The sequence below is a fragment of the Pseudomonas sp. PB120 genome (assembly GCF_009761815.1).
Classification (GTDB): Bacteria; Pseudomonadota; Gammaproteobacteria; order Pseudomonadales; family Pseudomonadaceae; genus Aquipseudomonas.
Genome location: NZ_RWIN01000017.1, coordinates 99,917 through 122,984 on the forward strand (window position 1 = coordinate 99,917; position 23,068 = coordinate 122,984).

Consider the following 23,068-nt stretch of genomic DNA (forward strand, 5'->3'; position numbering starts at 1 on the left):
TTCTACTACAAAACGTTTGGAGCACTCGGCCACTGGCCGACGGGGAACCTCATGACGCAAGCCAATAACGCCGTGTACACCGATCTGAGTGTTGATGATCTGGTTAAAGAAGCCCTGAGTCGCGGTGAAGGCGAGCTTGCCGATACCGGCGCGCTGGTTGTTCGTACCGGTCACCGTACCGGTCGCTCGCCAGTCGATCGTTTCATCGTTGAAGAGCCGTCCACTCAGGCCGCCATCGCCTGGGGCCCGATCAACCGCAAGTTCCCGGCCGACAAGTTCGATGCCCTGTGGGCTCGCGTCGAAGCGTTCAACAACGCGCAAGAGCATTTCGTTTCCCACGTTCATGTAGGCGCGTCGGAAGATCACTACCTGGCCGTGAAAATGACCACACAGACTGCCTGGCAGAACCTGTTTGGTCGTTGCCTGTTCATCAACCCTGCCCAGTACAACCCGGCAGGTCGTGAAGAGTGGCAAGTGCTGAACGTTGCCAACTTCGAATGCGTGCCAGAGCGTGACGGCACCAACTCCGACGGCTGCGTGATCCTCAACTTCGCACAAAAGAAAGTGCTGATCGCCGGCATGCGTTACGCCGGTGAAATGAAGAAAGCCATGTTCTCGGTGCAGAACTTCCTGCTGCCGGCGGCCGACGTTCTGCCGATGCACTGCGCCGCCAACATTGGCGAAGCCGGCGACGTGACCCTGTTCTTCGGTCTTTCCGGCACCGGTAAAACCACCCTGTCCGCTGACGAAAGCCGTTACCTGATCGGTGACGACGAACATGGCTGGGGCGAAGGCGTTGTCTTCAACATCGAAGGCGGCTGCTACGCCAAGTGCATCGACCTGTCCGAGAAGAACGAGCCGGTTATCTGGAAAGCCATCAAGCACGGCGCCGTCCTGGAAAACGTCGTGATCGACGACGCCAAGCACGCCGACTACGCCGATGTCAGCCTGACCCAGAACAGCCGCGCCGCCTACCCGCTGGAAAACGTTGCCAAGCGCTCCGAGAAAAACCTCGGTGGCGAGCCAAACGCTGTGATCTTCCTGACCTGCGACCTGACCGGCGTACTGCCGCCCGTGTCGATCCTGAGCGAAGAACAAGCGGCCTACCACTTCCTGTCCGGCTACACCGCACTGGTGGGCTCGACTGAAATGGGTTCCGGCAGCGGCATCAAGTCGACCTTCTCCACCTGCTTCGGCGCACCGTTCTTCCCGCGTCCGGCTGGCGAATACGCAGAACTGCTGATCAAGCGCATCCGCGGCTTCGGCTCCAAGGTTTACCTGGTCAACACCGGCTGGACCGGCGGCGGCTACGGCGTCGGCAACCGCTTCAACATCCCGACCACTCGCGGCGTGATCGCAGCGATCCAGAGCGGCGCGTTGATCGGTGCTGAAACCGAACACCTGGACACCATCAACCTCGACGTGCCACTGGCCGTACCGGGCGTTGAGACTGGCCTGTTGAACCCACGTAACACCTGGGCTGACAAGGCTGCTTACGATGAAGCGGCTAAGGCACTGGCCGGGTTGTTCGTTGAGAACTTCAAGAAGTTCGACGTGAGCGACGCGATCAAGGCAGCTGGGCCGAAGTTGTAAGACTTGGTTTAGCGAAATGAAAAAGCCGCCCTTTGGGGCGGCTTTTTTGTGGGTGTTCGATTTATATCGTCACGCGCACAAATGCCAATATTCCAGCCGAATGGCTACTAAACAACCAGAATATTGGCACTTAGGTGTTCAATTGGGTTTGTTCCAATGCCTGCGTGTCCCATCGCTGCACCTTGATCGCCCGGTAAAGCATTCCGATGGTCAGCGGGACTTTATCGCCACGGCCCTTCGCTCTGCGCTTGAAAAACACATCAAAATTTTCGGGCTGGAAGTAGCGGTAGGCGTCGTAGTCCACGAGGTCGATCCCGAACTGTTCTTCCAGCACTTCCATCAAATGTCGCGCATCGGAACCGTCGCAGCCCAAGTCGAAATTGATCGAAGTGGTGAGGCTGATGGTTTTGCGTTCGGGCAGGCCGATTTCTACGTGCAGCAGCTGCATGAGCAGGTGCATGGTTTGGTCGTCGGGGAAGTTGGGGGCGAGGTTCATGGTTATCTCCTGTGTTCGATGGCGGCTCTCAACTCTGTTAAACCGTTCTCACGCAGAACGTGAGAACGATTTGTTCGCGCGACGTTAGGCAGGCGCCTTCCATCCCATCATGCGTTGTTGGGCGACTTTGAGCAGGTCGCAACCGTCCTGGGTCAGGAGGTAGAGCGCGTGGGTGATGTGGGGGATGTCTTCGATATCGGCTTGTTCGACGCTTTGGCAGTGCAGGGTTCGGAGCAGTTCGCTGGAGGCTCGGATGCGCTGGAGGGCGGCTTCGAGGATATCTTGCGGGTTGGCCTCTGTGTCGATGATCAGGGGCGGGGAATCGGTGAGGTTGGTTTGGAGTGGAAGGTAGCGATCGTTAGTGAACGGATTCCATTTATTCATTTTAATTTTCTCTTTTATGTATCTAAAGGCCCGCCAGTATCGTGACCAAACGATGGGTGGCGGACTGTGTTCAGGTTGGTCAACCAGGGAGAGAAAACCCGGGTACGCAGAAGCGTCCCAAACACAGCCGCCATAAAGCGTGCTGACATAAAAGATGCCGGCAGCATACAAGGGCATGCATAAGTTTTCTCTCAAATTCAGGTGACCAAACCCGAGCCGCTGATTTGGCAGCGACGGTCCGACTATAGATATGAGTCGCCGGTTGGCGATAGGCGACAAAGTGACTTCGGTTGTAGGACCGGGACGAAGTTTTGATAGGGCGTTGCCTACGGACTTATCCATAGCCGACTTCTCTCGTTTATCTGTATCCAGGCACACCGCGTTATCGTTCATCGCGAGCAGGCTCGCTCCCACAGTGGAGTCCGCTGGGCGTCAGGTTGTGGTGGGTTTCGGGAGGCGTTGGCGGGCGATGTCGAGGAGTTCGGTGCCGTCCTGGGTCAGCAGGTAGAGCGCGTTGACGAGGTTGGGAATGTCGCTCGCATCGGCTTGTTTGAAGCACAGGCAATACAGCGTTTCGAGCAGGTCGCTGGCGGCGCGGATGCGTTGTCGGGCGGCGTCGAGGATTTCGTGGGGGTCTGCTTCGGTGTCGATGACCAATACCGGGGTGTCGCTGTAGCGGCTTTTAAGTGGGCGATAGCGGTCTTGCATCTAGGGTCAGTCCTGTAGAAAGTCGGGCGGGCCGACGCAGGTGTTCAGCGGCGCCGGAAACTATGAAGGGGGCGACGTGGCGCAGCAATACCGCCGCAATGGACAGGGCTTGTAGGGGATTTACCGGGTTTCGGGGATGCGTCCTACATGATTTCTGGGCTTTTTTGACCGAGTTGCCGATGGGTGAAATTTCTTACGTGTTGGTCAGGCGCAGCGCTGGGGGTCTCGGTATGGCGTCCGCCAGAATGTGTAGGGCATTTCGAAAATGCGGGGTAAGTGGTTGAAGGGGATTTGTCTGCTGGTGGTGACTGTGCTGGCCTCATCGCCAGCAGGCTGGCTCCCACAGGTGATCTTCAGTGAATTTGAATGGGGCGTATCACCGAAAACCATCGTGGGAGTGAGCCTGCTCGCGATGAGGCTCGAGAGCTGGCGTATTCCTCGACCCCTGCGATTCCTCCGATCCATACGCTGTATCATCCCGTATCGTTTTGCCCCCGACCTTTTCTCGACTCGCTGCGATCACCGGCTAGGCTTTGGGCTTCGCAGCGGTCAACGGAGTGACAGCTTATGCACAACACCCTGGAACAGGTTTTCGGTTATCCACAGTTTCGACCCGGTCAGGAGGCGGCGATCAGCGCGGTGCTTGCCGGGCGTTCGGCGGCGGCGATTTTTCCCACGGGGTCGGGCAAGTCCCTGTGTTACCAATTGTCGGCCGTGCTGCTGCCGCACCTGACGCTGGTGGTCTCGCCGTTGTTGGCGTTGATGCAGGATCAACTGGCCTTCCTTCAACGGCATGGCATTGCGGCGGGCAGTATCGATTCGGCCCAGAGCCGCGATGAAACCAGCGATGTGATGGCCCGCGCCAAGTCCGGCGAATTGAAGATTCTGATGATCTCCGTGGAGCGCTTGAAGAACGAGCGCTTCCGCAATTTCCTGCAGCAGGTACCGATCTCGTTGCTCGTGGTGGACGAGGCGCATTGCATCTCGGAGTGGGGCCACAACTTCCGCCCCGACTACCTCAAGCTTCCGGACTACCAGCGCCAGTTCAACATTCCTCAGGCACTGCTGCTGACGGCTACCGCGACGCCCAAGGTGATCGCCGACATGGAAGCCAAGTTCGCCATCGCTCCGGAAGACGTAGTGACCACCGGTTTCTATCGGCCAAATCTCAATCTGCTGGTGGAGCCAGTGCGGGGTCAGGACAAGCGCCGACGCCTTGTCGAATGGATGAGCGAACGTCCCGGCCAGCCCAGCATCGTCTACGTCACCTTGCAGAAAACCGCCGAGCACATCGCCGAGCACTTGGGCCGTAATGGCATTCAGGTCGAGGCATATCACGCCGGTTTGCCCCACGAACAAAGGGAAGCGATCCAGAAGCGGTTCATGGGTGGGCAGTCCAATTGCATCGTTGCCACCATCGCCTTCGGCATGGGCATCGACAAGAGTGACATCCGCAACGTCGTGCATTTCGACCTGCCCAAATCCATCGAAAACTACAGCCAGGAAATCGGCCGCGCCGGACGTGACGGGCAACCGTCGGACTGTCTGGTTCTGGCCAACCGCGACAGCCTCAACGTGCTGGAAAATTTTGTCTACGGCGACACGCCGGAGCTCGACGGCATCCGTCACGTGCTCGACGAATTGCAAGCCGCTGCGCCCGACGGGCAGTGGGAATTTCTGCTCGGGCCGCTGGGCGATCAGAGCAATATCCGCCAGTTACCGCTCAAGACGTTGCTGGTGCAGTTGGAGCTACGCGGGATCATCGCGCCGCGTTACGCCTATTACGCTGAGTACCGCTTCAAGTATCTGCAGGAGCCGGAAGCGTTGCTGGCCCGCTTTGAGGGAGAGCGCAAGGATTTCGTCGCGGCCATCATCCAGACGTCCAGCCGCGCGCGGACCTGGGCGACCGTGAATTTTGACGCGTTGTACGAGCGGCATCAGGCCGAGCGCAGTCGGGTGGTCAAGGCGCTGGACTACTTCCAAGAGAAGGGCTGGGTCGAACTGGAAAGCAAACAGATGACCGAGGTCTACAGCCTTCTGCAAAAGGATTTCGACAGCCAGGCAGTGAGTGCCGGGCTGCACGCGGTGTTCACCCGGCATGAGCGCACCGAGATCGCGCGGATTCACGCCATGCTCGATTTGTTCGCCACTGATCGATGCCTGGGTTATCGCCTGGCTGAGTACTTTGGCGACGAAAACGCGCCGCAGCAGTGCGGGCATTGTTCGGTGTGTCACGGGAATGTGGCGCGACTGCCGGCGCCGCCGGAGTTGCCGGCGCTTGTGGATAAAAGCTTTGAGGCGTTGTGCGGGGATTTTATCCACAGGCACGAGCAACACACCGGCTACATTCCTTCGGCTGAACGTGTGACGCGATTTTTGTGCGGGATCAGCGTGCCGCTGTTTACCAAGCTCAAGGCGAGGTCGATTTCGGGGTTTGGGGTGTTGGAGGATTACCCGTATGCGGAGGTTCGGGGGTGGGCTACGCAACATCTACCAGGCTGAACCATGTCCTTGTAGGAGCAAGCTCGCTCCTACAGGAGGCGGATACATCCATCCGCTGAATGTTGCTCATCACAGGAATAAATTTCAAAAATCCGCGGTGGCTGACTATGGTGGGGGCTGTCTTTGGATCGCCAACAAGAGAACAATCATGAGCCAGACACCGTTCAATATTCAGCGCGCAGCCGTCATCGGCGCGGGCACCATGGGCCGTGGCATTGTCATGTGCCTGGCCAACGCCGGGGTGCCGGTGCAATGGGTTGATAACAACCCGCAGATGCTTGAGCAGGCACTGGCCACGGTGGCCGAGACCTACGCGCACAATGTGCGTCAGGGCCGGATCGATCAGGTGGAAGCGGATGCCCGCATTGCACGCGTCACGGCCGCTGCAGACTACGCAGCGATTCGCGATGTCGATCTGGTGATTGAAGCGGTCTACGAAAATCTCGAGCTGAAGAGGAAAATTTTCCGCGAACTGGATGGCCTGCTGAAACCCGAGGCCGTTCTGGCGAGCAACACGTCGGCGCTGGACATTGACGCGATCGCGGCGGCCACTCGCCGTCCGCAGCAAGTCCTGGGCCTGCACTTCTTCAGCCCGGCGCACATCATGAAACTGCTGGAAATCGTCCGGGGTGCGCAGACGGCTCCGGCAGTGCTCGAAGCGGCCCTGGAGCTGGGCAAACGCATGGGCAAGGTCAGCGTTGTGTCGGGCAATTGCGAGGGGTTCATTGGCAACCGCATGCTCAATACCTACGTGCTTGAAGCGCGCAAGATGCTGCTTGAAGGTGCCTACCCTTATCAGGTCGATGCGGCGCTGCAAGGCTTCGGTTTTGCCATGGGGCCATTCCGCATGTACGACGTGGTCGGCGTCGACCTGGGTTGGCGGGCGCGTGAACTCGCGGGCACCGGGCAAGATGCTCCCGAGGTTCAGGTGGATAACCGTCTTTGTGAATTGGGCCGTTTTGGGCAGAAGAGTGGCAACGGCTATTACCACTACGAGCCGGGTAGTCGCCAGGCTGAGCATGATGTCGAAGTGGATGCGCTGGTGCTCAAGGTCAGCGAAGAGTTGGGCTTTCAGCGCCGCGAAATAGGGCCTGAGGAAATTCTGGAGCGCTGCTTGCTGGCACTGGTCAACGAGGGGGCGAAGATTCTTCAGGAGGGCATTGCCGGGTCTGCGCATGACATCGATCTGGTGTACCTCAATGGGTATGGCTTCCCGGCAGACAAGGGTGGCCCGATGACGTGGGCGGACCAGCAGGGGTTGGCGGATATTCATCAGCGGTTGATGCAACTTGAAACCAGGCGGGGTGATCACTGGAAGCCGGCGCAGTTGATTGGGGAGTTGGCGGAGGTGGGTAAAGGGTTTGCTGCTCGCGAAGAACGATAACGCGGTTTTCACCTTAGACTGGCCCCCTGACTTCAGGAATTGACGCTGATGCCCCAACGCTCCGATTACCCTCACTTCCAGCCCATCACCACCCGCTGGCATGACAACGATGCCTACGGTCATGTGAATAACGTCACCTACTACAGCTTTTTCGACACGGCGGTGAACACCTACCTGATCGAGGTCGGTGGCCTGGATATCCATGACGGCGAAGTGGTGGGGTTTGTGGTGAGCTCGGCCTGCGATTACTTTGCGTCCATCGCGTTTCCGGATCGCATCGAAATCGGCTTGCGCGTGGGCAAGTTGGGCAACAGCTCCGTGCAATACGAATTGGCAGTATTCAAGGTCGGTGAAGACGAAGCCTGTGCGGCGGGGCGCTTCGTGCATGTGTTTGTGAATCGGGAGACCAATCAACCTGTCACAATTCCTGTCGGGTTGCGCGGAGCACTGGAGCGATTGGTGGTTTGACCGGCAAAAAAAATCGCAGCCCTTGGGCTGCGATTTTTGATCTACCGGTAAGCGAGGCGATTCAGCCTCAGTCGCGATAGCGATGTTTGCGATGGCCGTAGTGGTGGCCACGATCGTGGTGACGATCACGGTAGTAGCGACGGTCGTCATGGCCGCCACGATAGGAGCGACGATCATCTTCCTCGTCGCTCTTGTTGCCCATGTAGTTACCCAGCGCGCCACCCGCGCCGCCGCCGGCTGCGGAGCCGATCAGGCTGCCGCTGGTGCCGCCCATGCTGCGGCCAACCACGTTACCGCCCGCTGCGCCCAACGCACCGCCAATGGCGGCTTCGCCACGGCTGCGTTTGTCTGCGCCAACGGCGCTACCACCCGCGCCGCCCAGGGCCGCGCCAATGGTCGAACCTGTATTGCCGCCTAAAGACTGACCGACGACTGAGCCCAGAACCCCGCCCAATGCGCCGCCCACGCCTGCTTCGGTAGTGCCGCCTGCAGAAGCGAAACCACTGACCAGGCCAAGGGACAACAAGAGAATCGAGGAGAACTTCATAGAGGAACCTCAAGGGGATGACGGCGCGATCCTGAGGCTGTGTCATAGTTGTGACAATCGAATTCCGACGAGTAACACGACTTGAGCACATTTCTATAAGTTGCTGTTTTTTAGGCGGAACTTAAGTGTTTTTCGTCGGTCTTTAGTTACTTCGGACAGGCCGTTTTTGTGAAAAAGCGGCCTTTTTTGTGGGCGATTGGAAAGTGTCCGGCCTGGAAAATGGGTTGTTTGTTCCACCGCTATCGCGAGCAGGCTCGCTCCTACAGTGGGCCCTCTGTGAACACAAATGCGGTGTTCGCAAAGATCCAATGTGGGAGCGAGCCTGCTCGCGATGAGGTCAGTCCAGACGCTACGTTACGCCGATTTGGCCAAAATCAGCCCCGTCTCACTCGCCGCTTCCAAACGGATCGCCACGAACTTCGACGTCGGCGTATGGCTGCCATCCCCGGTGCTCTCCAGCGGCACTAGCGGGTTCACCTCCGGGTAATACGCCGCAGCCTGCCCCGCTGGAATATCAAACGCCAGCAGCGTGAAGCCTTTGACCCGACGCTCGCGGCCGTCGTCCCAGATCGAAACGATGTCCGCTTTCTGCCCCGGTTTGAACCCCAAACGAATAATGTCGGCCTCGTTCACAAACAACACATCCCGCTGACCCTTCACCCCACGATAACGGTCATCCAGCCCATAAATGGTGGTGTTGTACTGATCGTGGGATCGCATCGACTGCATGATCAGGTCCGGCAGCACGCCTGTCGCGCGGGTGCGTTCGTGCACCAGATCCATGGGGAGGACATTCGGGCGGAAATTGGCCCGGCCCGACGCCGTGCTCCAGCGGCGAGCGCCGGCGCTGTTGCCGAGGTAGAAACCGCCCGGGTTCTTGATCTTCTCGTTGAAGTCCTTGAAGCCCGGAATGGTGTCGGCGATCAGGTCGCGAATGCGATCGTAGTCCGCCACCAGCCAGTTCCAGTCCACCGGTTTGCTGCCCAGGGTTGCGGCCGCAATGCCCGCGATGATGGCGGGCTCGGAGCGCATCTGGTTCGACAGCGCCTGCAACTGGCCGTTGGAGGCGTGGACCATGCTGAACGAATCCTCCACGGTCACCGCTTGCGCGCCTTCGGTCTGGAGATCGATGTCGGTGCGGCCCAGGCACGGCAGGATCAGCGCGTCTTTGCCGTGAGTCAAATGGCTGCGGTTGAGCTTGGTGCTGATCTGCACTGTCAGGTCGCAGCTGCTCAGGGCCTGGAAGGTGCGCGGACTGTCCGGCGTGGCCTGGGCGAAGTTGCCGCCGAGGCCGATGAAGACTTTGGCGCGACCTTCGGCCATGGCATGAATCGCCTCGACCACGTTGTGGCCGTTTTCGCGCGGGACCTTGAACTGGAAACGACGCTCCAGGGAATCGAGAAACGCCACCGGCGGACGCTCGTTGATGCCCATGGTTCGGTCGCCCTGCACGTTACTGTGGCCACGCACCGGGCACAGACCGGCGCCGGGGCGGCCGATGTTGCCGCGCAGCAGCATCAGGTTGGCGATTTCCTGGATGGTCGCCACCGAATGGCGATGCTGAGTGATGCCCATCGCCCAGCACATGATCACGTTCTTGCCTTTGGCGTACATGCGCGCCGCTTGCTCGATGTCCACCAGCGTCAGGCCGGATTGCTCGACGATCTGCTCCCACGGCGTGTCATCGACGGCGCCCAGGTATTCCAGCACGTTGGCGCTGTGTTCATTGAGGAAGTCATGGTCGAACACGGCAGGCTCGCCGGCTTTCTGCGCGTCGCGTTCCCATTGCAGCAGGAATTTCGCCATGCCGCGCATGATCGCCATGTCACCGCCCAGTGCCGGACGGAAGTACGCGGTGTTGGTCGGCTTGTCGCCGTTGGTGAGCATTTCGAACGGGTGCTGCGGGTGCTGGAAGCGCTCCAGGCCGCGCTCTTTCAACGGGTTGATGCACACCACTTGAGCCCCGCGCTTCACCGCTTCACGCAGCGGTTCGAGCATCCGTGGGTGATTGGTGCCGGGGTTCTGGCCCCAGACGAAAATCGCGTCGGCGTGTTCGAAGTCGTCGAAGGTCACGGTGCCTTTACCGACGCCTACGCTCTGCGCCAAGGCAACACCGCTGGCCTCGTGGCACATATTCGAACAGTCGGGGAAATTGTTGGTGCCATAGGCGCGCACGAACAATTGATAGAGAAACGCCGCTTCGTTGCTGGCGCGTCCCGAGGTGTAGAACTCGGCTTGATTGGGGCTCGATAAACCGTGCAGGTGTTTGGCGATCAGGGCAAACGCATCCTCCCAGCTGATGGGCTGGTAGCGATCGGTTTCGGCGTTGTAGCTCATCGGCTCGGTCAGGCGGCCCTGATATTCAAGCCAGTAATCGCTCTGTTCCAGCAGCGAAGTGACGCTGTGTTTGGCGAAGAATTTGCCGTCGACACGCCGTTTGGTCGCTTCCCAGTTCACCGCTTTGGCGCCGTTCTCGCAGAACATCACCATGCCTTTTTCCGGCGAATCACCCCAGGCGCAGCCGGGGCAGTCGAAGCCCCCGTTCTGGTTGGTCTTGAGCATGATGCGCAGGTTTTTCAGGGCGTTGTCGCTGGTCAACCAGGCTTGGGCGACGCTGATCAGCGCGCCCCAACCACCGGCCGGACCCTTGTAGGGCTTGTAACGTGGAACAGGTTTCTGGTCGGCTTGACGGTGTTGACTCACGCTTGACTCTCCAAGGCGGGGCTGTAAACCCGCGGCGCATTCTTCTGGGGCAGGTGGATAAGGTTTAAGTTGTGTCGACGGGCCCATTGCACGGCGAGGCCGGTGGGCGACGACAGGCTGACCAGGGTCTGGATACCCGCGCGCAACACTTTCTGGATCAATTCGAGGCTGCAACGGCTGGTGACAATCGCCAGTCCGCCGGTGGTGGGAATCTTCTGGCGGATCAGTCCGCCGATCAGCTTGTCGAGCGCGTTGTGCCGGCCGATATCTTCGCGGCCCAGCAGCAATTCACCCTGGGCGTTCATGAACACCGCTGCATGCACGGCACCGCAATGCTGCCCCAGTGGCTGGAAGGCGCCGATGCGCTGGCGCAAACCGTCAAGCCATTCGGCCGGCGGCAAGGGGGCGCCAGGTAAAACCTTGAGGTCCGGCAAGGCCTGCTCGACTGCTTCAACGCCGCACAGCCCGCAACCGCTGGTGCCGGCGAGTTGCCGACGCTGTTGCTTGAGGTTCCAGAAGGCGCGATTGGCGATGGTCACTTGCGCGTATTGCGCCGAGCCCGATCCGCTGAGTTGCAGGTCATAGATATCGCTGGCGTCTTCGATGATTCCGCTGCCGAGGCTGAAGCCGACGATGAAGTCTTCCAGGTCCGTCGGCGTCACCAGCATCACGGCCTGGCTGATCCCGTTGTAGGCAATCGCCAACGCGACTTCCTCAGCCAGCGCGGTGCTGGCTGATTCGGTGTAGTGGAGATCGCAGTAGCTGTAGGTCTGGCTTGCGTCTGGCGCGGGCGTTTCGAGTGCGGGCGCCGCGCAGGTGGGGCGCTTGGTGTTCATGGCATCACCGACGGTTTAGTCAGGTTTAAGCCTAGGCGCGTCAACTTGTCGCGTCTAATCGCTATTACTGATCTACCGATAGATGACGTCGATTAAGAGCCTGTCAGTGATTTCTGATAGATCGCGAAACAGGCCTCCGCCAACGCCGAACGGGGCGCGCTGCGACGCATGATCAGCCCCAGCCGGGCGAGAGTCTGGGCTTTTTCAATGGGGTGCAGGCGCAGATGGTCGGTCAGGTTTTCCAGACCGCCGTCCAGTGGCATCACCGCGCAGCAAAAACCGCCATGCACGGCTTGTAACAATTGGTGGACGGCATCGGTCTGCAACAGTGGCTGCGGGGTCAGGCCGCGACTGTGGAAGTTGTGGTCGATGGATTGGCGAAAATGCATGCCGCTGGTGAGCATGCCCAGTGGCAATTCGATCAACGATTCCCACGTCAGTGGTTCCGGGCCGAAGCTGAAGTGGCGCTGGTCGTAGAGCAGGCCCATGTGGGTTTCACTGAAGGCCAGGGAGTCAAAGCGCTCGCCGTCCAGGCGTTCCAGATAGGACACGCCCAGGTCCAGTCGGTTGTTCGCCAGTTGCTCAAGAATCTGCTCGGAGCTGAGGGCAGAGAGTTCGAAGCGCAGGTTCGGGTGTTCGGCGTGCAGGCGTTGCATCAGAGGCAGCGGGTCGAAGCTCGACAGGGGCACGACGCCCAGGCGCAAGGTGCCGACCAGGTTGCCGCGACAGGCAGCGGCCTCGGCCTGCAAACCGTCGTAGGCCGCCAGCACGGTTCGCGCCCACGCCAGCACCCGCTCGCCCGGCGCGGTAAAGCCTTCGAAGCGCTGCCCGCGGTTGACCAAGGGCAGGTCGAGTTCTTCTTCGAGGCTGCGCAGGCGCATCGACAGCGTCGGCTGGGTGATGTGACAGCGCGCAGCGGCCTGGCCGAAATGCCGGGTTTCGTCGAGGGCGATGAGGAATTTCAGCTGCTTGATGTCCATCTTCGCTCCAGGGCGCGGGAAGGTTCGGATTCTAGCGCCTGGGGGGAAGCGGCGTCATTGGTCGGGTTGGAGCCGCGTGTTGCAAGCTTGGTCTAGGCTTTTGCGTCTGGACAACTTTTAATCCATGGAGAGCACACGATGAGCCTTTTCAGTTTTCTCAAAGAAGCCGGTGAAAAAATCCTCGATGCGCTGACGCCGGACAAGGCCGAAGCCAACAGCGAGGCACTGACCAAGCACGTGAAGGATGCGCTGACGGGGATCGACACTTCCAAGATTCAGGTGAAGGTCGAGGGCGATAAGGTCATTGCCAGTGGCGAGGCCGCGACTCAGGAAGAGAAGGAAAAGATCCTGCTGTCGCTGGGCAACGTAGCGGGTGTCAGCGGTGTTGAAGATCAGATCACGGTCACCGGGCCGGTGGTCGTTGCCGCGAAATTTGTCGTGGTCGAGAAGGGCGACACCCTCAGCGCCATTTCCCTGCGGGTGTACGGCGATGCCAACAAATACAACAAAATCTTCGAGGCCAACAAGCCGATGCTCAAGGATGTGAACAAGATTTATCCGGGGCAGTCGTTGCGGATTCCTGAGTAAGCCTCAAGATCGCCATCGCCGGCAAGCCGGTCTCACTCCCACAGTGGATCTTCTTCGTGCACAGATTTTGTTGCCGCTGAAGATCCACTGTGGGAGCGAGCCTGCTCGCGATGCAGACACCTCGGTCTAAAGTCCTGAAATGAGCTCCCGATAATCCCCCACCGCCGCAAACTCCGCCGTGTCCTTCGGCCCTTTGCGACTGTCCGGTTCACTCACCGCCAACAAATGCGCCACGCCGAAATGGCGCGCACTGCGCAGGATCGGCAACGTGTCGTCGATAAACAGACTGCGCGCCGGATCGAATCCGATGTCCGTCTGCAGCGCCTCCCAGAACTGCGGGTTCTCCTTGGGAAAGCCGTAATCGTGGGAGCTGATCAAGCGCTCGAAATAGGGCGCCAGTTCAATGCGTTCCAGCTTCAATGACAGCGAATCGCGGTGCGCATTGGTGATCATCACCACCCGCTTGCCGGCTTTTTTGATCGCGGCCAGAAACGTATCCGCATCCGGACGCAGGGCGATCAGGTGAGCGGTTTCCAGTTTCAACTCTCGCACGGGCAATTTCAGCTCGGCGCTCCAGAAATCCAGGCAATACCACTGCAACTGGCCGGCATTGCGTTCGAACAGCGGCTGCAGTTCCATCTCGGCCATCGCCCGGCTCACTCCGTGCAGTTCGGCGTAACGCTGCGGCAAGTGTTCCATCCAGAAATGGTTGTCGTAGTGCAAGTCCAGCAGGGTGCCGTCCATATCGAGCAAAACGGTGTCGATGTCGTGCCAGGGCAGCAAGGGCATAAAAAACGTCTCCAGCGGTAAAAAAGGATATCCGAAGTCAATAATCAGGATAGGCCGGGTATAGTAACGCGTTCACGCCAAGGAGCTTTTCATGCGCCAGAAACCCACCATCCTCGCCCGCGAGATTGTCGCCAGCAGCCGTTTGTTCCGCGTCGAAGAGCTGAAGTTGCGCTTTTCCAATGGCGTGGAGCGCACCTATGAGCGACTGGTCGGCAGGGGCGCCGGGTATGGGGCGGTGATGATCGTGGCGATGCTCGATGCCGACCATGCGGTGCTGGTCGAGGAGTACTGCGGCGGCACTGAAGAATATGAACTGTCCTTGCCCAAGGGCTTGATCGAGCCGGGCGAAGACGTGCTGGCGGCGGCCGAGCGTGAACTCAAGGAAGAGGCCGGGTATGGCGCGCGGCAACTGGAGCATCTGACCGAATTGTCGTTGTCGCCGGGTTACATGAGCCAGAAGATCCAGGTGGTGCTGGCCACTGATCTGTACGAGGAGCGGCTTGAGGGTGACGAGCCCGAGCCGATGGGCGTGGACAAGATCAATCTGCGAGAACTGTCGTCGCTGGCGCTGAACCCGAGATTTACCGAAGGCCGTGCCTTGGCGGCGCTGTACCTGGCCCGTGACCTGCTGACTTTGCGTGGAGTGTTTCTGCCTTGAATTTTCCTCATCCGTTGATGGCGCCTGTGGTTGAACTGGCGTTGAAAGCTGGCGATGCCATCCTGCCGTTCTGGCGCACCGGCACCGCCGTGACCGCCAAATCTGACGATTCACCGGTCACCGCGGCCGACCTGGCCGCACACCATTTGATTCTGGCCGGGCTGACGGCGCTGGACCCGAGCATTCCGGTGCTGTCGGAAGAAGACGCCAACATTCCTCAAGGCGTGCGCGCCGGCTGGCAGCGCTGGTGGCTGGTAGACCCGTTGGACGGGACCAAGGAGTTCATCTCCGGCAGTGAAGAATTTACCGTCAACATCGCGCTGATCGAGCACGGTCGGGTGGTGTTCGGTGTGGTGTCGATGCCGACCAACGGGCGCTTTTATGTCGGCGGTGCCGGTCTGGGCGCATGGCGCGGGGATCGAGACGCTGAGCCTTTGCCGATTCAGGTGCGCGAAACGCCGGGAGCGGGCGAAGCGTTTACCGTGGTGGCCAGCCGTCGACATTCGAGCCCTGAGCAGGAGCGCTTGCTGGCCGGGTTGAGTGCCAGTCTGGGTGAACTGCAACTGGCCAACGTCGGCAGCTCGCTGAAATTCTGCCTGTTGGCGGAAGGGGCGGCGGATTGTTACCCGCGCCTGGCTCCGACTTCGCAGTGGGACACGGCGGCGGCGCAAGGCGTGCTGGAAGGGGCGGGCGGTGAGGTGCTGGACCTGAGTGGTGCACCGTTCAGCTATCCGGCGCGGGAATCGCTGTTGAATGAGTTCTTCCTGGCGCTGCCGGCGAAGGCGGCCTGGCGAGAGAAACTGCTGGAACTCGCCCGCTCCTGATCTGCTGCGACCCTGTGGCGAGGGAGCTTGCTCCCGCTGGGTCGCGAAGCGCCCCCCGAAACCAGGCACCGTGACGTATCGGTGAAACCTCGCCGCAGGAATGACGGCTGCTGCGCAGCCGAGCGGGAGCAAGCTCCCTCGCCACAGGTTCTGTGTCGGTCCTGATCGTTAACGATGCAGCACGTACTGCCCGGCAAATGTCACCGCATCCTCATCGCTGCCGCTGTTCACAACCCGCGTATGCAGCGTCAAACGCGCCCTGCCATAACGTTGGTAAGTGGCCAGAAACTTCTTCCACACCCCCTCACCCGGCGCCTGGCAAATGGCATTTGCATCGCCCGTCACCGGCAGCGGGTAGCTGATCTTGCCTTCCTGAATCACGATATGCCCGTCTTCAATCCCTTCCTCGCGCAAGCGCAAATGCAACCAGCCCCAACCTGCCAGCACCGCGCCGCAGTACAAACTGCCGCCGAACATGGTGCTCTTGTGATTGACGTTGGCTTCCAGCGGCAAGTGCAGGCGCAGCTGGTGATCGTGCCAGTCGAGCACTTTGACCCCCATGGCTTGCGTCAGGGGAATGTCGTGATGGAGGACCGATTCCAGGTGACGGCTGTCGCGGTTCATTCATAGGCCTCTGGGTTGAAGATGATGAGGTGACGGCGGCTCATTCAAGATCATCGTGATGGCCGCTCGCGCCACCGTCGGCGAAGTTCAAGCCGTGCTTGCGCAGCTTGTCGTGCAAGGTTTTGCGTGGGATGCCCAGCGCTTCGGCGAGGCTGCGCACCGAGCTGTGGGAGCGCGCCAGTTCGGCGGCGATCAGGCTCTTCTCGAAGTTTTCCACTTGCTCGCTGAGCCCGCCGCTGACCACGTCTGTCGTCGTGCCGGTAATGCCGTCCGGCGCGCTGTTGTCCAGGGCCAGTTCCAGGCCCAGGGCAAAACGTTCGGCGGCGTTTTGCAGTTCGCGCACGTTGCCCGGCCAGTTGTGGCGCAGCAACAGTGCACGCTGGCCGGGTTGCAGTTCGTGAGGCGGTAAGCCGTGACGGTCGCTGGCTTCGTCGGCGAAGTGCTGGAACAGCATCAGCGCATCTTCGCCGCGCTCGCGCAGCGGTGGAATGCGCAGCGGTGCGACGTTCAGCCGGTAATACAAGTCGGCGCGGAAGCGGCCCTGGTCGGCGGACTGACGCAGGTCTTCCTTGGTCGCGGCGATGATCCGGATGTCCAGCGGGATCAGCTGATTGCCGCCCAGGCGTTCGACCACTCGTTCTTGCAGCAAGCGCAGCAGTTTGACCTGGACGTCCAGGCTCATACTCTCGATTTCATCGAGGAACAGCGTGCCGCCGTTGGCGAACTCGAACTTGCCGATCCGACGTTTTTGCGCCCCGGTAAAAGCGCCGGGCTCGTGGCCGAACAACTCGCTTTCCACCACGGATTCGGCCAGCGCCCCGGCGTTGATCGCCACAAACGGGCCGTTGCGTCGGTTCGACAGGTCGTGCAGCGCCCGGGCCACGACTTCTTTGCCGGCGCCGGTTTCACCGAGGATCAGCACGTCGGCCTTGGTCGCCGCCAATGCGCCGATTTGCTCGCGCAAACGCAGCATCGGCGCCGATTGCCCGACCAGCCGGGTGCTCAGTTCATTGCGGTCGCTGAGGGCCAGACGCAGGCTGCGGTTGTCCAGCACCAGCCGGCGCAAGGCCAGCGCGCGACGGACGCTGTCGAGCAGGGCGTCGCTGGCGAACGGCTTTTCCAGAAAGTCATAGGCGCCGGCCCGCATCGCCTGCACCGCCAGCGGTACATCGCCGTGACCGGTGATCAGCAGCACCGGCAGCTCCGGGTCCTGGGCATGCAGTTCGGTCAACAGTTCGAGGCCGTCCATGCCCGGCATGCGGATGTCACTGACGACCACGCCAGGCCAGTCGCGCTCAAGTTGCGCGGCGAGGCCTTTGGCTTCGGCCAGTGGCAGGATTTTCAGGCCCGCCAGGTCCAGCGTCTGGCTCAGGGCTTGACGCAGGTGGGGATCGTCGTCGATCAGCACGACCTGAATGCGGTTGTCGATGGTCATGCACTTCGGTCCTCGGACGGTTGCAGGCTTACGCCCGGTGCGCCTGCGCGCAGTTTCAGGGTTATCAGTGCGCCACCTTCCTTATGGTTGGAGAACGACAGTTCACCGCCGAAGGCGCGCATCAGGGTCTCGCAGATTGCCAACCCCAAACCCAGCCCTTGTGTGCGGGTCTTGGTGGTGTAAAACGGCTCGCTGGCGCGGCCAAGGGCTTCCATGCAAAAGCCGGGGCCGTTGTCGCGAATGTACAGATTGACGCCGTCGGTTGTGGTTTGGGCACTCAACCACAGTTTACGCGGCGGTCCTTTTTCGGTCAGCGCGTCCAGGGCGTTGGCCAGCAGGTTGCCCAGCACTTGGCGCAAACGGGTTTCCCCGGCCTCGACCCACAAGGTGGCGGCGGGCAAATCGCGGATCAACTCGACCTCCATGCTGCGCCGCCGTTTGGCCAGCAAGGCCAGCGCATCGTCCAGCGCCGGTTGCAGGGCGACGCTTTCCGGCGCGTGGCGATCGCGCCGGGCGAAGGCGCGCAGGTGGGCGATGATCGAAGCCATGCGTCCGGTCAGTTCGCTGATCAGCTTGAGGTTGCCCCGTGCGTCGTCGGTGCGCTGATGATCGAGCAACACTTCGGCGTTTTCCGCGTAGCTGCGGATCGCGGCCAGCGGCTGATTCAGTTCGTGGCTGATGCTCGCGGACATGGTGCCCAGCGCCGAAAGCTTGCCGGCCTGGACCAGGTCATCCTGGGCGCGCACCAACTCTTGCTGGGCCTGTTCGCGCTCCAGCACTTCCTGTTTCAGTCGGCGGTTGAGGCCTTCGAGGTCGCTGGTGCGCTCGGCCACCCGGCCTTCCAGTTCGCGACGAGCCTTGGCTTCGAAGGCGATTCGTTCGAGGTAGTGGCGGCGGCGCTGCATCATCAGGCCCAGCAGCAGCATCAATACCAGCAACGTCGCACCACCGATGGCGACCACCGTGCGTACCGGGCGGTCGATCAGCGTGCGCGGGGCAAGGATGTTGACGCTCCAGCCGGTTTCTTCGATCTGCCGGGTCTGGGTCAGCCAGGCACTCGGGTTGATCTTCAACGGCTTGGGATCGCGGGTCGGGTAGGGCTGGATCGCGGTAATGGCCTTGCTTTCGTCCTCGCTCAGCTCGCGGGTCGAGCGGAAACGCCACTCAGGCCGCGACGTGAGAATGACCACGCCGTTATGGTCGGTCAGCAGCAGTTGTTCCGGGGTTTTGCCCCACAGGCTTTCGGTGTGGTCGAGGTCGACCTTGACCACCAGCACGCCGACGATCTTCTCGCCATCGCGCACGGCGGCGGCGAAGAAGTAGCCGCGTTTGGCCGAGGTTGTGCCCAAGCCGAAAAAACGCCCCAGCCGACCGGCCATGGCTTCGCTGAAATACGGCCGGAACGAAAAATTGCGGCCCACGAAACTGTCGTGTTTGTCCCAGTTCGAGGCGGCGAGGGTCTTGCCGGTGGTGTCCATCAGGTACATGACTTCGGCGCCGGTCTGGGCGCTGATGTTCTTCAGCAGGCGGTTGGCGTTGCCTTGGGTGACGCCATCGTCCGGTGCTCCGAGAACAGCGCGCAAGGCGGGCAGGTCGCCGAGGATCTGCGGCAAGACTTCATACCGGTGCAGGGTGCCCAACAAGTTGGCGACATAGAGGTCGAGGGTCTGACGGTTCTGCCCGGCGAGTTCGCTGCGGTAGTAGCGCTCGGCCAGATGCTGCAACGGCCACAACAACGGCGCCAGGCACAGCGCGAGCAGGGCCAGGCTGCGCCAGCGGGGTCTGCGGGGGAGGGTCGGAGTCATGAGCATCGTGCGCCTGTGGGGACAGACGCATTATGCCTAGGCTGACGGCGTTTCAGGAAAAGACGTCGGCGTCCTTGAAGAACGCACCGGCCTGATCCTTGGCGGACAGTTGTGGTTCCTCTTCCAGTTGCCAGTCGATCGCCAGGTCCGGGTCGTTCCAGCGAATGCTGCGCTCGGCCGACGGCGTGTAGTAGTCGGTGGTTTTGTAGAGGAATTCGGCAAACTCGCTCAACACCACGAAACCGTGGGCGAAACCTTCAGGCACCCACAGTTGGCGATGATTCTCGGCGGACAGGCGCACCGCCACCCATTTGCCGAAATGCGGCGAGCTGCGACGAATGTCCACGGCCACGTCGAGCACTTCACCGACGGTCACGCGCACCAGTTTGCCCTGGGTGTTCTGGAGCTGGTAATGCAGGCCGCGCAGCACGCCTTTCTGCGAGCGGGAATGGTTGTCCTGAACAAACTTCGTGTCCAGGCCGGTCGCTTCCTCGAAGGCTTTGGCGTTGAAGCTTTCGTAGAAAAAGCCGCGTTCATCGCCAAACACTTTGGGTTCGATGATCAGAACACCGGGCAGGTCGGTGGTGATTACATTCATGGTGCTTCTCCGGCAGTAGGCGTCGATGGCGCACATTCTTGCTCAAAGTGACGGGTCGGCGCGAGTGGTCTGTCGGTGAAGGGGGTTGCGTATCGTCACAAGCAGTGGCGATATAAGCGCCTAATAAAATTCCAGAGGTTGTTGTATGCCGCTCGCCACGTTGATTCATCGCGCCAGTTTGCCCAGCCCGCAAGTGTCTGCGGAGCAAGCGCTTGAGCTGCTGAAGGGACATTACGGGCTGAGCGGAAGGTTGCAAGCCCTCGGCAGCCAGCAGGATCTGAACTACCGCGTCGACAGCGAGCAAGGGCGTTTTGTCCTGAAAATCTGCCGGGGCGATTACTCGGTGCTGGAGCTGCAAGCGCAGCATGCCGGGCTCAAGCATCTGGGCGAGCATTCCGGTGTTCACGTGCCGCGCGTAATTGCGGCCAAAAACGGTGCGGACCTGCTCACTCTGGAAGTCGACGGCCAGGCGGTGCATGTGCGCCTGCTCGATTACATCGAAGGCCAATCGCTCACGCACCTTGATCATCTACCCGGCCCGGTCGTCGCCGGATTCGGCCGGCTCTGCGGTGAAATGGACCTGGCATTGGCCGGTTTCGACCACCCGGGCCTCGAACGCACGCTGCAATGGGACGCGCGCCACGCCAATGCCTTGATCGCGCATTTGCTGCCGGTCATCAAGGACGATCAGCAACGCCGGCTGATTGCCGAGGCCGCCGAGCGGGCCGAGCGTCATTTGCAGCCGCTGGTGGACAAGCTGCCGGTGCAGGCCATTCACATGGACATCACCGACGACAACGTGGTCTGGCAACGGGATTCGCAACGGCAGTGGCAACTGCAGGGCGTTATTGATTTTGGCGACCTGGTGCGGACCTGGCGTATCACAGATCTGTCGGTGACCTGCGCGGCTTTGTTGCACCACGCCGCTGGCGATCCGTTTTATATCTTGCCGGCGGTTCAGGCCTATCACGCAGTCAATCCGCTGACCCATGAAGAGTTGCTGGCGTTGTGGCCATTGATTGTTGCGCGTGCGGCGGTGCTGGTGCTCAGCGGCGAGCAGCAGGTGAGCATCGATCCTGGCAACACTTACAGCCGCGACAATCTCACCCATGAGTGGGAGATTTTCCGGGTAGCGACCTCGGTGCCGTTGGCGTTGATGGAAGCGGCGATCCTGACCTCGGTCGGCCAGAGCCTGCCGGAGATCGGCAGTGAAGGGTTTGCGCCGCTGCTGCCGAGTCTGGTGGGGCGCGAATTTGCGCTGATTGACCTGGGCGTGCTCAGCGCGCATTTCGAGGCCGGTAACTGGGAACAGGAGGGTGTTGATCAGCGTCTGTTGAGTGAAGCCGCTGCCGCCCATGGTTTGGCGGCCAGTCGTTATGGGCAATACCGTTTGTCCCGCACCCGACCCGATACCGCCACCGAACCGGATACCTGCCCCTTGCACGTGGAGTTGCGCGTGCCCCATGGCACGGCGGTCGAGTCACCGTTTGCCGGGGTGGTCCATCAGCCAGAGAAGGGCGTGCTGCAACTGGATGGCCCGCAACTGAGCGTGCGGCTGTGGGGCGTGACGCCGTCACTGCACACCGGCGCAGCCTTGGTGAAAGGCCAGGTGCTGGGTTCGGTCAGTGGGCCGTTGATCGTACAGGTGTGGCGCGGCGCTCAACTCGATGCGCCGTTGTTTTGCACGCCGTCGCGCGCACCGGCCTGGCAAGCGCTGTGCCCGTCCCCGGCGGTGTTGTTGGGCTTGGCGTGCGATGCGCAAGAAGAGCTTGATTCGCAGACATTGCTGGCCCGTCGCGACGCCAGTTTTGCCCGCACGCAGAAGCACTATTACGTCGATCCACCGCGCATCGAGCGCGGCTGGCGCAATCACCTGATCGACATGCAAGGCCGGTCCTACCTCGATATGCTCAACAACGTCGCGGTGCTCGGTCATGGCCACCCGCGCATGGCCGCGGTCGCGAGCCGTCAGTGGTCGCTCCTCAACACCAACTCGCGGTTTAACTACGCAGCGGTGGCCGAGTTCTCCGAGCGCTTGTTGAAATTATCACCGGACGGCATGGACCGCGTATTCCTGGTCAACAGCGGCAGCGAGGCCAATGACCTGGCGATTCGCCTGGCCTGGGCCTACAGCGGCGGTCGCGACATGCTCAGCGTGCTGGAGGCCTATCACGGCTGGACCGTGGGGGCCGACGCGGTCTCGACGTCGATTGCCGATAACCCCAAAGCCTTGATCAGCCGCCCGGACTGGGTGCATCCGGTGATCGCGCCGAACACCTATCGCGGTGAGTTCCGGGGCCCGGACAGCGCACCGGATTACGTGCGCAGCGTCGAACACAACTTGGCGAAAATCGCCGAGCAGAAACGCCAACTGGCCGGTTTTATTTGCGAGCCGGTGTACGGCAATGCGGGGGGGATTTCGCTTCCGCCGGGCTACTTGAAGCAGGTGTACGCGTTAGTGCGCGCCCAGGGCGGCGTGTGCATCGCCGACGAGGTGCAGGTTGGCTACGGGCGCATGGGCCATTTCTTCTGGGGCTTTGAAGAGCAAGGCGTGGTGCCGGACATCATCACCATGGCCAAGGGCATGGGCAACGGTCAGCCACTGGGTGCGGTGATCACCCGTCGGGAAATCGCCGAAGCACTGGAAGCGGAGGGGTATTTCTTCTCGTCGGCGGGCGGCAGTCCGGTCAGCTGCCAGGTGGGCATGGCGGTGCTGGATGTGATGGAAGAAGAAAAGCTCTGGGAAAACGCCCAGGTTGTGGGCGGCTATTTCAAGGAACGCCTGGAAGCGCTGATCGATGTGCATCCGCTGGTGGGTGCGGTGCATGGTTCCGGCTTCTACCTCGGGGTCGAGTTGATCCGCAACCGTGAAACCCTCGAACCGGCAACCGAAGAAACCACGGCGCTGTGCGATCGCCTGCGTGAATTGGGGATTTTCATGCAGCCGACGGGGGATTACTTGAACGTCCTCAAGATCAAGCCGCCGATGGTGACCTCGCGTCAGAGCGTGGATTTCTTTGTGGACATGCTGGCGAAGGTGCTCGCGGAAGGGCTGTAACCCCCTACCCCCTGTAGGAGTGAGCCTGCTCGCGATAGCGTCAGATCAGTCAATATTTTCGCTGACTGAATCTGACGCTATCGCGAGC

General features: G+C 60.9%; 20 protein-coding genes. 8 read left to right on the top strand and 12 right to left on the bottom strand.

Translation table 11 applies throughout. The annotated features are described in order from the left end of the window. The first annotated feature begins 51 nt into the window (after positions 1-51). Positions 52-1,593: a phosphoenolpyruvate carboxykinase gene (locus EJA72_RS02500; protein WP_157709957.1), complete on the top strand. Its 1,542-nt coding sequence runs from the start codon at positions 52-54 to the stop codon at positions 1,591-1,593. A gap of 130 nt (positions 1,594-1,723) precedes the next feature. On the opposite strand, the gene EJA72_RS02505 is transcribed toward EJA72_RS02500, so the two are convergent. The 3 genes from EJA72_RS02505 to EJA72_RS02515 all read right to left on the bottom strand — a co-directional run bounded on the left by EJA72_RS02505 (position 1,724) and on the right by EJA72_RS02515 (position 3,181). Further along, the gene (locus EJA72_RS02505) at positions 1,724-2,089 is read right to left on the bottom strand and encodes a DUF1493 family protein (RefSeq protein ID WP_157709958.1); all 366 of its coding nucleotides are present in this window, start codon (positions 2,087-2,089) and stop codon (positions 1,724-1,726) included. Between the two features lie 84 nt (positions 2,090-2,173). Next, the gene (locus EJA72_RS02510) at positions 2,174-2,473 is read right to left on the bottom strand and encodes a hypothetical protein (RefSeq protein ID WP_157709982.1); all 300 of its coding nucleotides are present in this window, start codon (positions 2,471-2,473) and stop codon (positions 2,174-2,176) included. Between the two features lie 432 nt (positions 2,474-2,905). After that, complete coding sequence (locus EJA72_RS02515) at positions 2,906-3,181, bottom strand: hypothetical protein (RefSeq protein ID WP_157709959.1); 276 nt, start codon at positions 3,179-3,181, stop codon at positions 2,906-2,908. Between the two features lie 567 nt (positions 3,182-3,748). Between EJA72_RS02515 and EJA72_RS02520 the strand changes: the two genes are divergently transcribed. From EJA72_RS02520 to EJA72_RS02530, 3 genes are all read left to right on the top strand, one after another. After that, on the top strand, positions 3,749-5,683 hold the full coding sequence (locus tag EJA72_RS02520) for an ATP-dependent DNA helicase RecQ (RefSeq protein ID WP_157709960.1): 1,935 nt from the start codon (positions 3,749-3,751) through the stop codon (positions 5,681-5,683). A 148-nt stretch (positions 5,684-5,831) separates the two neighbouring features. Then, entirely contained in the window at positions 5,832-7,067 is a 1,236-nt protein-coding gene (locus tag EJA72_RS02525; RefSeq protein ID WP_157709961.1) for a 3-hydroxyacyl-CoA dehydrogenase, read from the top strand. 48 nt (positions 7,068-7,115) lie between these two features. Further along, entirely contained in the window at positions 7,116-7,535 is a 420-nt protein-coding gene (locus EJA72_RS02530; RefSeq protein WP_157709962.1) for a thioesterase family protein, read from the top strand. A gap of 67 nt (positions 7,536-7,602) precedes the next feature. On the opposite strand, the gene EJA72_RS02535 is transcribed toward EJA72_RS02530, so the two are convergent. The 4 genes from EJA72_RS02535 to EJA72_RS02550 form a co-directional block, all read right to left on the bottom strand. Next, a complete protein-coding gene (locus EJA72_RS02535; protein WP_157709963.1) occupies positions 7,603-8,082 on the bottom strand; it encodes a glycine zipper domain-containing protein in 480 nt (159 codons plus the stop codon). Between the two features lie 354 nt (positions 8,083-8,436). After that, positions 8,437-10,785 (bottom strand): FdhF/YdeP family oxidoreductase, encoded by a 2,349-nt coding sequence (locus tag EJA72_RS02540; protein WP_178128986.1) that lies wholly within the window; start codon positions 10,783-10,785, stop codon positions 8,437-8,439. Continuing rightward, positions 10,782-11,621 carry a formate dehydrogenase accessory sulfurtransferase FdhD gene (gene fdhD, locus EJA72_RS02545; RefSeq protein WP_157709964.1) on the bottom strand — a complete coding sequence of 280 codons (840 nt, stop codon included), beginning with the start codon at positions 11,619-11,621 and terminating at the stop codon, positions 10,782-10,784. Before fdhD ends, EJA72_RS02540 begins: the two co-directional genes overlap by 4 nt. A 92-nt stretch (positions 11,622-11,713) precedes the next feature. Continuing rightward, positions 11,714-12,601 carry a LysR family transcriptional regulator gene (locus EJA72_RS02550; RefSeq protein WP_157709965.1) on the bottom strand — a complete coding sequence of 296 codons (888 nt, stop codon included), beginning with the start codon at positions 12,599-12,601 and terminating at the stop codon, positions 11,714-11,716. 138 nt (positions 12,602-12,739) lie between these two features. On the opposite strand from EJA72_RS02550, the gene lysM reads away from it, so the two are divergent. Continuing rightward, entirely contained in the window at positions 12,740-13,189 is a 450-nt protein-coding gene (gene lysM / locus EJA72_RS02555) for a peptidoglycan-binding protein LysM (protein WP_157709966.1), read from the top strand. 126 nt (positions 13,190-13,315) lie between these two features. Here the strand turns inward: lysM and yrfG are convergent, their stop codons facing one another. Then, positions 13,316-13,978 (bottom strand): GMP/IMP nucleotidase, encoded by a 663-nt coding sequence (yrfG, locus tag EJA72_RS02560; protein ID WP_157709967.1) that lies wholly within the window; start codon positions 13,976-13,978, stop codon positions 13,316-13,318. A 91-nt stretch (positions 13,979-14,069) separates the two neighbouring features. On the opposite strand from yrfG, the gene nudE reads away from it, so the two are divergent. Beyond that, entirely contained in the window at positions 14,070-14,636 is a 567-nt protein-coding gene (gene nudE, locus EJA72_RS02565; RefSeq protein ID WP_157709968.1) for an ADP compounds hydrolase NudE, read from the top strand. Further along, entirely contained in the window at positions 14,633-15,460 is an 828-nt protein-coding gene (gene cysQ, locus EJA72_RS02570; RefSeq protein WP_157709969.1) for a 3'(2'),5'-bisphosphate nucleotidase CysQ, read from the top strand. The genes nudE and cysQ overlap by 4 nt, the downstream gene beginning before the upstream one ends. A 168-nt stretch (positions 15,461-15,628) precedes the next feature. Here cysQ and EJA72_RS02575 read toward each other — a convergent pair whose 3' ends face one another. Genes EJA72_RS02575 through rfbC form a run of 4 tightly spaced genes read right to left on the bottom strand, consistent with a single transcriptional unit; the run spans position 15,629 to position 19,922 of the window. Continuing rightward, positions 15,629-16,084, bottom strand: coding sequence for a YiiD C-terminal domain-containing protein (locus tag EJA72_RS02575; protein WP_157709970.1), 456 nt, complete (start codon positions 16,082-16,084; stop codon positions 15,629-15,631). A gap of 40 nt (positions 16,085-16,124) precedes the next feature. Continuing rightward, positions 16,125-17,519 carry a sigma-54 dependent transcriptional regulator gene (locus EJA72_RS02580; RefSeq protein ID WP_157709971.1) on the bottom strand — a complete coding sequence of 465 codons (1,395 nt, stop codon included), beginning with the start codon at positions 17,517-17,519 and terminating at the stop codon, positions 16,125-16,127. Then, positions 17,516-19,324 (bottom strand): ATP-binding protein, encoded by a 1,809-nt coding sequence (locus EJA72_RS02585; RefSeq protein WP_157709972.1) that lies wholly within the window; start codon positions 19,322-19,324, stop codon positions 17,516-17,518. Before EJA72_RS02585 ends, EJA72_RS02580 begins: the two co-directional genes overlap by 4 nt. A 52-nt stretch (positions 19,325-19,376) precedes the next feature. Continuing rightward, entirely contained in the window at positions 19,377-19,922 is a 546-nt protein-coding gene (gene rfbC / locus EJA72_RS02590) for a dTDP-4-dehydrorhamnose 3,5-epimerase (RefSeq protein WP_157709973.1), read from the bottom strand. Between the two features lie 145 nt (positions 19,923-20,067). Between rfbC and EJA72_RS02595 the strand changes: the two genes are divergently transcribed. Further along, positions 20,068-22,980 carry an aminotransferase gene (locus tag EJA72_RS02595; RefSeq protein WP_157709974.1) on the top strand — a complete coding sequence of 971 codons (2,913 nt, stop codon included), beginning with the start codon at positions 20,068-20,070 and terminating at the stop codon, positions 22,978-22,980. The last annotated feature ends 88 nt before the right edge of the window (positions 22,981-23,068 follow it).